This window comes from Spongiibacter nanhainus (assembly GCF_016132545.1).
In the GTDB taxonomy this organism is placed as follows: Bacteria; Pseudomonadota; Gammaproteobacteria; order Pseudomonadales; family Spongiibacteraceae; genus Spongiibacter; species Spongiibacter nanhainus.
Genome location: NZ_CP066167.1, coordinates 1,366,439 through 1,378,793 on the forward strand (window position 1 = coordinate 1,366,439; position 12,355 = coordinate 1,378,793).

General features: G+C 54.0%; 12 protein-coding genes. 4 read left to right on the plus strand and 8 right to left on the minus strand.

Annotated features, from left to right (window positions below):
• The first annotated feature begins 10 nt into the window (after window positions 1-10).
• The 4 genes from rfbC to I6N98_RS06235 all read left to right on the plus strand — a co-directional run bounded on the left by rfbC (window position 11) and on the right by I6N98_RS06235 (window position 4,437).
• A complete protein-coding gene (gene rfbC, locus I6N98_RS06220; protein WP_198570926.1) occupies window positions 11-550 on the plus strand; it encodes a dTDP-4-dehydrorhamnose 3,5-epimerase in 540 nt (179 codons plus the stop codon).
• On the plus strand, window positions 547-1,455 hold the full coding sequence (rfbD, locus tag I6N98_RS06225) for a dTDP-4-dehydrorhamnose reductase (RefSeq protein ID WP_198570927.1): 909 nt from the start codon (window positions 547-549) through the stop codon (window positions 1,453-1,455). Before rfbC ends, rfbD begins: the two co-directional genes overlap by 4 nt.
• 28 nt (window positions 1,456-1,483) lie before the next feature.
• The gene (locus tag I6N98_RS06230; RefSeq protein ID WP_198570928.1) at window positions 1,484-2,773 is read left to right on the plus strand and encodes a lipopolysaccharide biosynthesis protein; all 1,290 of its coding nucleotides are present in this window, start codon (window positions 1,484-1,486) and stop codon (window positions 2,771-2,773) included.
• Window positions 2,774-3,027: 254 nt separating this feature from the next.
• Window positions 3,028-4,437, plus strand: a complete 1,410-nt coding sequence (locus I6N98_RS06235; protein WP_232787484.1) for a mannose-1-phosphate guanylyltransferase/mannose-6-phosphate isomerase — start codon at window positions 3,028-3,030, stop codon at window positions 4,435-4,437.
• 319 nt (window positions 4,438-4,756) lie between these two features.
• Here the strand turns inward: I6N98_RS06235 and I6N98_RS06240 are convergent, their stop codons facing one another.
• The 8 genes from I6N98_RS06240 to I6N98_RS06275 all read right to left on the minus strand — a co-directional run bounded on the left by I6N98_RS06240 (window position 4,757) and on the right by I6N98_RS06275 (window position 12,158).
• Window positions 4,757-5,077 carry a nucleotidyltransferase domain-containing protein gene (locus I6N98_RS06240; protein ID WP_198570929.1) on the minus strand — a complete coding sequence of 107 codons (321 nt, stop codon included), beginning with the start codon at window positions 5,075-5,077 and terminating at the stop codon, window positions 4,757-4,759.
• On the minus strand, window positions 5,074-5,496 hold the full coding sequence (locus I6N98_RS06245) for a nucleotidyltransferase substrate binding protein (RefSeq protein ID WP_198570930.1): 423 nt from the start codon (window positions 5,494-5,496) through the stop codon (window positions 5,074-5,076). The genes I6N98_RS06240 and I6N98_RS06245 overlap by 4 nt, the downstream gene beginning before the upstream one ends.
• 579 nt (window positions 5,497-6,075) lie before the next feature.
• A complete protein-coding gene (locus tag I6N98_RS06250) occupies window positions 6,076-6,564 on the minus strand; it encodes a hypothetical protein (RefSeq protein WP_198570931.1) in 489 nt (162 codons plus the stop codon).
• On the minus strand, window positions 6,561-6,863 hold the full coding sequence (locus I6N98_RS06255; RefSeq protein ID WP_198570932.1) for a nucleotidyltransferase domain-containing protein: 303 nt from the start codon (window positions 6,861-6,863) through the stop codon (window positions 6,561-6,563). The genes I6N98_RS06250 and I6N98_RS06255 overlap by 4 nt, the downstream gene beginning before the upstream one ends.
• Before the next feature lie 488 nt (window positions 6,864-7,351).
• The gene (locus tag I6N98_RS06260) at window positions 7,352-8,749 is read right to left on the minus strand and encodes an MBL fold metallo-hydrolase RNA specificity domain-containing protein (RefSeq protein WP_198570933.1); all 1,398 of its coding nucleotides are present in this window, start codon (window positions 8,747-8,749) and stop codon (window positions 7,352-7,354) included.
• Window positions 8,750-9,413: 664 nt separating this feature from the next.
• Window positions 9,414-10,286: a helix-turn-helix transcriptional regulator gene (locus I6N98_RS06265; RefSeq protein ID WP_198570934.1), complete on the minus strand. Its 873-nt coding sequence runs from the start codon at window positions 10,284-10,286 to the stop codon at window positions 9,414-9,416.
• Between the two features lie 213 nt (window positions 10,287-10,499).
• Entirely contained in the window at window positions 10,500-10,709 is a 210-nt protein-coding gene (locus tag I6N98_RS06270; protein ID WP_198570935.1) for a cold-shock protein, read from the minus strand.
• Between the two features lie 297 nt (window positions 10,710-11,006).
• Complete coding sequence (locus I6N98_RS06275) at window positions 11,007-12,158, minus strand: sulfotransferase family protein (RefSeq protein ID WP_198570936.1); 1,152 nt, start codon at window positions 12,156-12,158, stop codon at window positions 11,007-11,009.
• Window positions 12,159-12,355 lie beyond the last annotated feature (197 nt).

A 12,355-nucleotide genomic window follows, 5' to 3' on the forward strand; every position in this document is an offset into this window, starting at 1 on the left:
AAGGGTAAAAATGAACGTCATTGAGACAAAGTTAAAGGATTGCTTGATTATCGAGCCGAAGGTATTTGGCGATGAACGGGGGTTCTTTCTAGAAACTTTCCAGGCGGATCGATATCGCGAGCAGGCGGGGATTACACTCCCATTTGTCCAGGATAATCATTCTCGGTCCTCTAAAGGCGTATTGCGGGGTCTCCATTTTCAGAAAAGTAAACCCCAGGGCAAGCTGGTGCGAGTTGTGAGCGGTGAGGTTTATGATGTTGCGGTGGATATTCGTCAAGACTCTCCAAGTTTTGGGCAGTGGGAGAGTGTGATCCTCTCGGAAGAAAACAAACGGCAATTCTGGGTGCCACCAGGCTTTGCCCATGGCTTTGTGGTACTTAGCGATACCGCTGACTTTGAATACAAGTGCACCGACTATTACGACCCACGTGACGAGGGTAGCTTGATATGGAATGATCCTGCCATGGCGATTAGCTGGCCATTAAGTGATCCTACTTTATCCGACAAAGACAGCAAGGCGCCCACTTTCGCAGAGTTATTCAAATCATGAGTGAGATACACCTGTTGGTTACTGGCGCTAATGGCCAGTTGGGTCAGTGTCTGGCGGATCAGCTTAAGGCCCAAGGCATTACGCATACACTGCTTAGCCGCCAAGAGGCCGATATCAACGACACGGTCGTATTAGAACAAATTATCGCAGAAAAAAGCATTACCGCCATTATCAATGCAGCAGCCTACACGTCAGTAGACAAAGCGGAGTCAGAACCTGAGTTAGCGAAGCGCATTAACGAAGATGGCCCTGCCTTACTTGCTAAGGTTTGTAGTCGTTTTGATATTGCCTTGCTGCATGTGTCTACCGATTATGTGTTTGATGGGAATAAAACAACGCCATATCTGGAAACTGATCAAACCAGCCCGAGTGGTGTATACGGCCAAACCAAACTCAATGGAGAACTAGCCGTTCATCGGTATTGCTCAAAACACGTTATATTGCGAACTGCATGGGTGTTTAGCGAGTACGGCAATAACTTCTTGAAAACTATGTTACGCTTGGCTAATGAGCGGGACACGCTCGGGGTTGTAGTAGATCAAATTGGCTGCCCGACTTATGCGAGTGATATTGCAAAGGCGCTTATTAGTATTGCGCAGAAACTCCAAGTGGAGGAGCAAACTAATAGTGGAGCTAACGCCCATTATGGCGTTTACCATTACGCGGGTAATGAGGCGGTAAGTTGGCATGCCTTTGCGATGGCAATTTTTGAAGAAGCCCATAAGCAGGGTTTGCTAAAAAGAATTCCGACTGTTAATAGCATGAATACCGAAGCCTATCCGACACCCGCAAAGCGCCCAGCTTACTCGGTGTTGAGTGTTGAGAAGATAGCCAATGATTATGGTGTGGCAGCGAGTGACTGGCGCCGGGCTGTAGAGCAGGTGGTGAGCTTGTTGGCTGCATAATTTTTCTATCACTTTGTGAGCCAGGCCTGTGTTGCCAGCTAAACTTAAACGAATTTTTGCCAACCCTGAAAATCGCGACTTGCTGTTAAACAGTGCTTTAGCTTTTGTGGTGCGAATTTTTGGTGCTTTGGCGGGATTTATCGCCACATTTTTTATCGCCCGTACATTGGGCGCCGAAGAATCGGGCCTCTATTTTTTAGCGTTTTCTTTGCTTACCATATTGGCCGCAGTTTCCCGTGTAGGAATGGACAACACTCTGATCCGGTTTGTGGGCAGTGGGCCGGAGCAGGGATTATCGGTGTTACTGAAAGGCATTGTAGTGTCTGCGGCGGTAAGTTCGTTTGCGGCCGCTGTTGTCTTTTTTCTGGCCGATTTCTTGTCAAGGTCTGTGTTCGATAAGCCTACTGTAGCCCCGGTGCTGCGATTTATCAGTGTGGGCATTGTGGGGTTGTCGTTATTAACTTTAGCTGCCAATGCTTTGCAGGGATTGCGCCGGGTTACCTCCTCTATTTTTACATTGAATATTGCTGTGAATCTTGGCTTGGTGGTGGCGGTGGTGTTCTTCCCCGTGAATCAGGCTGTGTCGTTAGCCGGGGTCTATGCTGGCGCATCATTAGTGGTGGGGTTGTTGGGAGTAGTGCTTTGTCTGGTTTTTCAGCCACCTCAATCGGGAGTGCAGGTTGCATGGGGCGTTGTGTGGAAGAGCTGCCTGCCTCTTTGGGCGGTTGTGATTATGTCTCAGCTGGTGCAGTGGTCAGGTCAGTTTATTGCCGGGGCTTACGTGAGTAGTGATTTGGTGGCTCAGCTCGCCGTCGCCCAGCGCACCGCGATGTTGGCAAGCTTTGTATTAATTGCGGTGAACCTGGTCGTGGCTCCGCGTTTTGCTGCCTTGCATCGTCAGGGTAGCAAAGCGGGCATGCAGCGGCTGGCGATTAATTCGGTAAAGTTAATATCACTAATGGCGCTGCCTGTGGTTGGGGTAATGTTGGTATTCCCCGCTTTCCTTATGGGCCTGTTTGGCGAAGGTTTTGGTGGCGGCGCGCGATTACTACAAATCTTAGCGGTGGGGCAGTTCGTTAATGCCATGACAGGTTCTGTTGGGTATTTATTAATGATGTCTGGTCATGAGCGGGATATGCGTAATGTGACGTTGATATCGGGCACTCTGGCGCTGTCGCTGACGTGGGTGTTGACGGTTTATTTTGGTGCTACAGGTAATGCCGTTGGCACCGCAGTGGCGGTGGCCACCCAGAATTTATTGGCGGTGTATTTTGTTAAAAAGCGGCTGGGGTTTAATACCTTAGCGGTTTGGCGGTAAAGTCCCTTTACTTTATTGGGTGGGAGTTTTTTTGTATTTGGTGTACATGAAAAAGCAATGTACACCCTACGCCATATGCCCACCATCGTTGGTGGGCACCCTTTTATGTTGGCCTAGTCAACTCAGTAGCGAATTTTATGGTGGACACACTAAACGATGTTCACCCTACTTGGCTGGAGTAGCTGTATTGTAGGGCGGACATGGTTCCCATGTCCGCCGGGCTGTAGATCAAGATTATATATTGGAACAGATACATGCACGCAGTAATTATGGCCGGCGGCAGTGGAAGCCGCTTATGGCCCTCCAGTCGGGGACTTTACCCCAAGCAATTTCTTTCGCTGTGTGGCGAAGAAACCATGCTGCAGGCGACTCTGGGGCGTCTTGCTGGAGTGGATTGCGATAGCACCTCTGTTATCTGTAACGAGGAACATCGTTTTATCGTTGCTCAACAGGCTCAAGAATCAGGTTCTCCGCTTGAAACCATCATTCTAGAGCCCGTCGGGCGCAATACCGCCCCGGCGATCGCGCTGGCGGCATTTGATGCTTTGGAGAGCAGCCCTGGCAATTCCCCTTTGCTGCTGGTGATGGCTGCAGATCATCTGATTGAGGATGTAGATGCGTTTCAGGCATCCGTGGCGCTGGCAAAGGCTCAAGCAGAGACCGGGAAGTTGGTGACCTTCGGGATTGTGCCTACCTCTGCCCATACCGGATACGGCTATATTCAACGCGGTGCGGAATTGGGTGGTGAGGCGTATGCGGTTTCTCGTTTTGTGGAGAAGCCGGATGCCGAGACCGCCCAGAGTTATGTCGACGAGGGGGAGTATTACTGGAACAGCGGTATGTTCCTGTTTTCGGCCCAAGTATATCTGGATGAATTAAAGCAGCACCGGCCTGATATTTATTCGGCTTGCGAGCAAGCTTACGCCGGTAAGTCGCGGGATGTGGATTTTCTGCGGGTAGATAAGGAAGCCTTTATGGCCTGCGCGGACGATTCCATCGACTATGCGGTGATGGAAAAGACCGGTAAGGCAGCTGTGGTGCCCATGGATGCCGGATGGAGTGATGTGGGCGCTTGGTCGTCGCTGTGGGAAGTGGGTGACAGCGATGAAGACGGGAATGTGGTGTCTGGGGATGTGATGAGTCACTCCACCAGTAATTCCTATGTTCGGGCGGAACATCGCTTGGTGGCTACTGTGGGTTTGGATAACGTGGTGGTGGTCGAGACCAATGACGCGGTTCTAGTGGCCGACAAGAACAAGGTTCAGGATGTGAAGGCCATCGTGAATCAGCTAAAGGCCGAAGGGCGCAGTGAGTTTTTGCATCACCGCCATGTGTATCGGCCCTGGGGTGTTTATGACTCCATTGATCACGGTGAACGTTATCAGGTTAAGTGTATTACCGTGAAACCCGGTGCCAAGTTGTCGGTGCAGATGCATCATCACCGTGCCGAACATTGGATTGTGGTATCGGGCACCGCCAAGGTGACGATTGGGGACGACACGGTGATGTTGACCGAAAATCAGTCGACCTACATCCCGATCGGTGCGGTGCATGCCTTGGAGAACCCCGGCAAGATTCCGCTTGAGTTGATTGAGGTGCAGTCCGGCTCGTATTTGGGTGAGGATGATATTGTAAGGTTTGAGGACCGTTACGGGCGGGCGTGATTTTTTGGGTGTGAATGGCGGACATTAAAGGCGATGTCCGCCCTACGGGCTTGGTGGGATATATCGATTTACATATCCATTGGGGCCGCATTTCGTTTTCGTAGGGTGGACATGGATTTATATGTCCACCGGGGTGTGGCGCAGTGGTTGGGATTGGCGGACACAAAGGCTGTGTCCACCCTACGGGCTTGGTGGGATATATCGATTTACATATCCATTGGGGCCAAATTTCGTTTCTCGTAGGGTGGACATCGGTTTGTATGTCCACCGGGAATTGGCGCGGTGGTGGGAAATGGCGGACATGACAGCGGTTTCCGCTCTACTTTTCGTAGAAGACGATGCCTCGGCGCTGTATATGGTCGATGAGGCTCGCGTTGTCTATATCGCTCATGCATGACACATCGAATTTGTAGGGTAGTGGGGTTTCTTCCAATTCCTGGATCAGTTGCTGGACTTCGTCGTCTGGGATGTTGCCAATCAAGGTAAGGTCGATATCTGAACCGGGGCGGTGCGTGCCCATAGCGCGAGATCCGTACAATAATGCTTTGTCGATATTGGCGTGAGTTGCCAGTATGTGCTGAATTTGGGCTACTGCCTCGACCGGTAGTGAAAATTGGCTGTTGTGGGCTGTAGTCGTCATGGCTTGTCCACTAGCTTGGTATTTAGTGTTGCTATCAATGCATTGAATTGGGCGTGATAGTCGTTACAGATATTCGCGATAATCGCTTCTGCTGTTTTTTCGTTATATGTGTGGCTGGTTCTATTACGGTCGACCAGCATATTCATCCAGATTTGTCCCTCCGACACTAGCCCCTGGTTAAATGCTTCCCGGATAGTATCCCGAGACCCAATCAGGTCGCAGATGCCCTGCCACTCGAGGTAATTCTTTAGGGTGTTCCATGCCAATTCGTAGGTAAACTCGAAGGCTTGTATAAGCCCTTGCTTCTCAAGCGAGCTGAGTTCTCTTTTTGAGGCCAGCATGACTGCATCGTCGAGTTGTACGAAGGCTTTGGTGTAGTTTTGAAACCGTTGTTGCCAACGGATGTCTGGGTTGGTCATGGTTGTGGGGGAACGCCGTTTGTTTGCTAGGTGCCGATTTTTGAGAGTAGCACCGCTCGATCAGTTGGACAACGGCCAGGGTTTCGGGGTGGCATGGTGGTTGGGGATGGCGGACACAAAATCGGTGTCCGCCCTACATTGGTGTTGCATCAAATTCTCGAAATCCGCACCCCGTAGGGCGTACATCGCCGTTTATGTACGCCGCGACCACGGTGGGATGGCGGACACGAAAGCGGTGTCCGCCCTACGTTGTTGTTGCATCAAATTCTCGAAATCCGCACCCCGTAGGGCGTACATCGCCGTTTATGTACGCCGCGACCACGGTGGGGATGGCGGACACAAAATCGGTGTCCGCCCTACGTTGGTGTTGCATCAAATCCTGGAAATCCCCACCCCGTAGGGCTGTAATCGCCGTTTATGTACGCCGCGACCATGGTGGGAATGGCGGACACGAAAGCGGTGTCCGCCCTACGTTGGTGTTGCATCAAATCCTTGAATCCCCACCCCGTGGGGCGTACATCGCCTTTTATGTACGCCGCAACCACGGTGGGGTTGGCGGACACGAAAGCGGTGTCCGCCCTACGGCAATTGTAAATGCAGGTGCTTGATGGCGTATTGCCGCATGGCATCAAAGTCATCGTGCATGTGGTCTGTGAATTGGCTAGCCCGCTCCAGGGCGGTGGTCAAATGCTCGAGGTTATCAATATATTCGTGGACGAGTCGATTTCTCAGCTGGCGCATTTGTAGCCATTTGTCGCCGTCTTCGATCAAGCCGAGCCGCTCCAAGCGGCCTAGATTGTCAATAGCAGCTAATACTGGCTCGCCGGCGGCACTTAATAGCGCGGGCATAAGCTTGTCGACGATCGTGTCTTGCATCCGACCAAATTTCGCGCCAAAGGACTCCAGGCGATCTATGCCCAGGTCGCTAGAGATCAGTTTTTCGACCTCTTGAGGCTTTAGCGCTTTTTTTGTACCCAGGAAACGCTCGCGCACAGCAAGTAAGTGCTGATCCTCCCGGGCCACCAATTCAAATAGGCGAATGAGCCTGTCATGGCGATTCTGGGTCATTCTAGCGTTATCCCTGTTTCTTGGGCGTGTTTATCGATAGGGCGCAGGGGCGTTTTTTTGTTGTGGACAATAATATCGATGCGTCGCTCGCCTAAACGGCGCTGTAAACGTGCGTATAGGGCGAGCTCTTTTTCCAAAAGTTGTGAAGGTGAGCCGTCCGCGTCAATGTGTAAATCGATGTCGCCCCCTCGAACATTGTCGTTGAGCCGGGAACCAAAAAGAAGCAAGGTCGCATCACGACCAAAGACCTGCTCGAATTCTTCGCAAATAATGGCGCGTTGATTTTCGGATAGACGCATGCGTGATTTGGCCTTTCCATACCACTTTGTGGATAGTTTAACGCGGTAGGCGAATTGGTGCTATTTTGGTGTGGTGCTGTGGGCATCGGTTTTTATGTTCACTGGGGCTTTGCACGGTGGTTGGGGCGGCGGACACAAAGGCGTTGTCCGCCCTACGTTGGTGTTGCATCAAATCCTGGAAATCCGCATCCCGTAGGGCGTACATCGCCGTTTATGTACGCCGCGACTATGGTGGGAATGGCGGACTCGAAAGCGTTGTCCGCCCTACGTTGGTGTTGCATCAAATCCTGGAAATCCGCATCCCGTAGGGCGTACATCGCCGTTTATGTACGCCGCGACCACGGTGGGGTTGGCGGACACGAAAGCGGTGTCCGCCCTACATTGGTGTTGCATCAAATTCTCGAAATCCGCACCCCGTAGGGCGTACATCGCCTTTTATGTACGCCGCGACCATGGTGGGAATGGCGGACACGAAAGCGGTGTCCGCCCTACGGGATCACTACATGTTTGGCGAGGCTTTGCGCCAACAACTGCTGTTTGAGGTTCCACTTGGCGTCGTCGTCGCCGTGGACTATACGCACGGTGTTTGGTCTTTTGCGCATGCGCTTTACAAAGTTGATCAAATCTTTTTGATCGGCGTGGGCGGAGTAACCGCTGATGGTGTCTACACCGCAGCGTATTGTGTAACGCTCTCCCTCTAAATCCACGTAGCCGTTTTGCGGGCCGTATTCCTGAATGGCTTGACCTGGGGTACCCCTGGCTTGATACCCAACGAATAAAATATTGTGGCGCGGGTCGTTGAGCATGGCCTGCAGGTAATTAACAATGCGCCCGCCGGCGCACATGCCGCTGGCGGCGAGGATGATGGCGGGTTGCCGGGTTTGGGCCAACCTGTTGACCAGCGCTATGTGTTCGCCGTGTTCGTCTACGGTAATCAACTGCTCAAAGCTAAGCGGGTGGCGCCCCCGTCTTGCCCGTTGTTTGGCTTCTCCGTCCCAGAAATCCTTTAAGCGTCGGTACACCTCGGTGAAGCGGCTGGCCAGTGGCGAGTCGACGATGATGGGGAGGTTGTGCCAGGGACTGTCTTTGCTGTGTTGTTTCTTTTGCTGGTGGATAATGCCTTCCAATTCGTAGAGCAGTTCCTGAGTGCGGCCGATGCTGAAGGCGGGGATCAGTACGCTGCCTCCGTCCAGCAGGGCGTTTTCAATCGCGCGCTGTAATGCCTTGGCGCGGTCTTTTCGGTTGTGGTGTTGGCGGTCGCCGTAGGTGCTTTCGATGACCAGTTCATCGCAGCCGTAGGGTGGGCGGGGCGAGTAGAGCAGCGGTGTGTAGGGTGCGCCGAGGTCGCCGGAGAAGACGATGCGTTTTTTGGGGGCCTTGGCTAGGTCGCATTCCACATAGGCGGAGCCGAGGATATGGCCGGCACGTTGCAGGCGAATGGCCAGTTCGCCGTCGATGATGCTCTGCCATTTTCCGTAGGGCAGGGGCCGCAGTTGTTGGTGGATGTAGCGCAGGAAGGTATCGATCAGTTTTTTGTCTCGGGTGACGCCGATTTTCAGGGCGTCTTCCAGGACCAGGGGCAGTAATTCTGCCGAGGGCTCGGAGCAATAGATCGGCCTACGAAAGCCTGCGGCGATGAGGTAGGGGATTCGCCCGACATGGTCGATATGAACATGAGTGGCGACCAGGGCCTGGACGGAAGTGATGTCAAAATTAATGCTCAAGTCGTTGGCGTGGCTGCCGTCCGGGGCGGCCTCGTCGCCTTGAAACAAACCGCAATCGATGAGGATGGAGTGTTCCGCGCTTGCGAACAATTGGTGGCAGGAGCCGGTAACGCCGTCGATAGCGCCATGGTGGATGATGTCACCGGGTTGTGATGTGGGCATGATTTGGGGCCTCGTCCGTGGGGCGTTGGTGTATTTTTGCCGGATTCGGTGGGGGTGTCTACCGTGGGTGGGCTGGCGGACACAACAGGGGTGTCCGCCCTACGGGTAGGGTGGACATGGATTTATATGTCCACCGGGATGTTGCACGGTGGTGGGAATGGCGGACACAACAGCGGTGTCCGCCCCACGGGTAGAGTGGACATCGGTGTATATGTCCACCGGGATTTGGCACGGTGGTAGGGGATTGGCGGACACAAAGGCGGTGTCCGCCGTACGTGGACATCGATGTATATGTCCACCGGGATTTGGCACGGTGGTAGGGGATTGGCGGACACAAAGGCGGAGTCCGACGTACGGGTAGGGTGGACACGGATTTATATGTCCACCGGGGATCTGGCACGGTGGTTGGGATTGGCGGACACAAAGGCGGTGTCCGCCGCACGGGTAGGGTGGACATCGATGTATATGTCCACCGGGGGTGTGGCACGTTGGTTGGGATTGGCGGACACAAAAGCGGTGTCCGCCGTACGGGTAGGGTGGACATCGGTGTATATGTCCACCGGGATGTGGCACGGTGGTTGGGATTGGCGGACACGAAAGCGGTGTCCGCCGTACGGGAGGGTGGGCATCGATGTATATGGCCACCGGGTTGCGGCTCGGTGACTTAATGTCGGCGCTTAATGAGAACACGCTCGGCGCGATATTCACCGGGGGTTTGCCCGCTGTGGCGTTTAAATGCGGAGCAAAATCCGGATGGCGATGCAAAGCCCAGGGTATAGGCCACCGACTTGACGCTGTAGTCGCGATCCAGCAATTCTTTGGCGATCTCCAGGCGTTTTGTAGCGGCATATTCGCCCAGAGAGCAACCGCGACTGGCTCTAAAGCTGCGGCTGAGCTGGCGAACGGAGAGACCACACAGTGCGGCCAGTTCGCTCAAGGTTGGTAAGTGGTTTGCTTCGCGGATATGTTCATCAATGAGCCGCAGGCGCCAGGGGGAGAGTCCTTTGGCGGTGTCTCGCTGGGATACCGATTGGTGAAAGCGCAATAGTTCCACCGACAGTTGCGTGGCGATGCCGTCTACTAACAGGTCGCTGGCCAGGCCGGGTTGCTGAATTTCGCGCTTGAGTTGGCCCAGTAGGTGGAGGACGTTGCTGCTATTGATATCCAGGCCGGCGGCCAAATGGGTTTCGTCGCAAAACTCTTCATCGAGCCACTCGGCTATCAGGGTTGGGTCAAGCTGACACAGCAGGGAATGCTGCTCGCCGGTTGAATCGCTTCGAGCCAGCAGTGACTCGCCGGGTGGCACCATAAACACGGCGCCGAGCCGTTCAAAGCGGGAGCGCGTCCAGCGTTCAGGGTAACTGCCACGGGCATTGCGGGGGCGGGGGGTTAAACACAAATCAAGACGCAGCCGCCGATCTTCCACAAAGGTATTGTCCGGGGGCTCCCGAAACACAAATTTAACCTGTTGGGCGGATAGCGCCGGGCGCTCGATCTGAGCGACGACGAGCATTTCACTGGATGCTGTGGCAGACACGCTTGGCCTCCCATTACTGGTGCGGATAGCTGGATTCACTGCGGCGCAGTGGCCGTGAGAGTGGGCTCCGCAATAACTGTTATTGTGGTGTTAGTTTTTCACTATTCAACAGTGTTGTCAAAATAGCTGGGGGTGGCGATAGGCAAAAGCGGCGGGCATAAAAAAAGGCAAGCCAATGCGGCTTGCCTTTCGGGAAACGCTCGAAGCTAGTATTTATACAGCAACGATGTTCTCGGCTTGAGGACCTTTTTGGCCTTGAGTTACGGTGAACTCAACTTGCTGACCTTCGGCCAGAGTTTTGAAGCCGGAGCCGGAGATGGCGCTGAAGTGGGCAAACACGTCGGGGCCGCCTTGCTGCTCCAGGAAGCCAAAGCCTTTAGTTTCGTTGAACCACTTAACAGTACCAGTTACACGGTTAGACATATCGATATATCCTGTAGATAAAAAATTATAACTGTCCTGTCTGATCCGGGCGTGGCCTCGGTCAGGACAAGACTAAAGATAGCGGGAAACATAAACTGAAATTTAGAAACTACAGGACGAAGAACGTTGCGGTACTACGTGATGGAGATTTTAAAAACGAGTTTTACTTTCTAGCTTCGCGCAAGTTATAGCGCTGGCCAGCTAAAGTCAATCAGTTTTTTCACTATATTTTAAAGCCGCCGGGCTGGATACAGACGGGCTCGGTCATTGGCCAGTCGGCATGCTCAGCCCAGGGGGTTAACCCTCGGGCCTGACCTGATAGCGGCTGAGGTAGCGCTCAAAGGTGCTCCGTAAGGAGGATTCATCTAGGCCAAATTCCGCCAGCTTGTAGTCGTGCTTGCCGAACTTGTTCTGGGGGTTATCGTCCAGCCAGCCCTGCATGCCCTGGCGGGCGGCGTCGTCAAAATCGTCACCGAGCTGTTGGTAGAGCTTTTCCATAGTGGCGATGGGTTGCTCCATCAAGTCGGCGTAGTGGACGTCGATCACCCGGTCTTCGCCGGCGCGATCGCGAAAATCCATAATCCGCTCGGCGTGGAGCTGGGCCTGGTAAACACAGTTCTCGGCAATCCAGTCTTTATCCACACCGCCGGTAAAGCCCATGTGAGCCAGGGATATCAGGCTGCAGAATGAGCCGGTGGCAGTGAGGGGATCGCGGTGGGTCCAGATCAAACGGGCGTCGGGGTAGACCTCCAGCAGGGTATCCAACCACAGGGCGTGGGAGGGCATCTTCAGGTTCCACACCCCGGGGGCGTCGGCCTGGAGCAATTGCAGGAACTTCCTGTGGTACTGATAGGCGGTGGACATATCGGCGTCATTGAGCAACCAGTCCCGGTAGTTGGGCAATTTGCCCCGGGACTCCAGCATCAAGGTTTTAAAGTCGTGGGCCATAAAGTAGACGCACTCATTGGGGTAGATCGCCGAGCTGCGGTAGTACTTGCCCATCTCCGGCGCGGCGGCCAATAGCTCTTTTTCGATCTTGAGGCGCTCCACCGCCCGGGGGTCGGTAAATAAGGTGTCGCTGGTGGGGGGCGGCACGGGATCCTCGATTTCCCAGGTGAGGGGGGAGCGTCGCTGTGGGTCGGCGGCCAGCAAATTGCTGAGTAGGGTGGTGCCGGTGCGGGGGACGCCAAAGACGAACACCGGGCGCTCTATTTTGCGCTCCAGTAGCTCAGGGCGTTGGCGCAGGTAATCGCTGACTTTAAGGCGGTTGCCCAGGTATTGAAGAATCGACTCTTCGAAGCGGGTGGCGCCACGCTCGGGCATTTCCAGTTGGTTGGCGTCGCGCAACAAGATCGACAGCCCCTCTTCAAAGCTGTGGCTGTCGAACTGGCTGAGCCCAGTGGCTTGCTGGGCCTTTTCAATAAGCTGATCGGCGTTGAAATCGGTCATTGGGCTGTCCTTGTTATTTGCTAGTCATCATCTTAGGTGAGGCCAGGACGGCGGGACAATCGTCACTGGTTTCGCGGATGGGACGTTATGTCTCGATTAGGACATTAGGACCCGCGACGTGTCCGGATTGAGCAACTATGGCCGGGTGGCCGTATCACTCTTCCTTGAGGGGGCAGAGCGGCTGGCACAGACTTAAG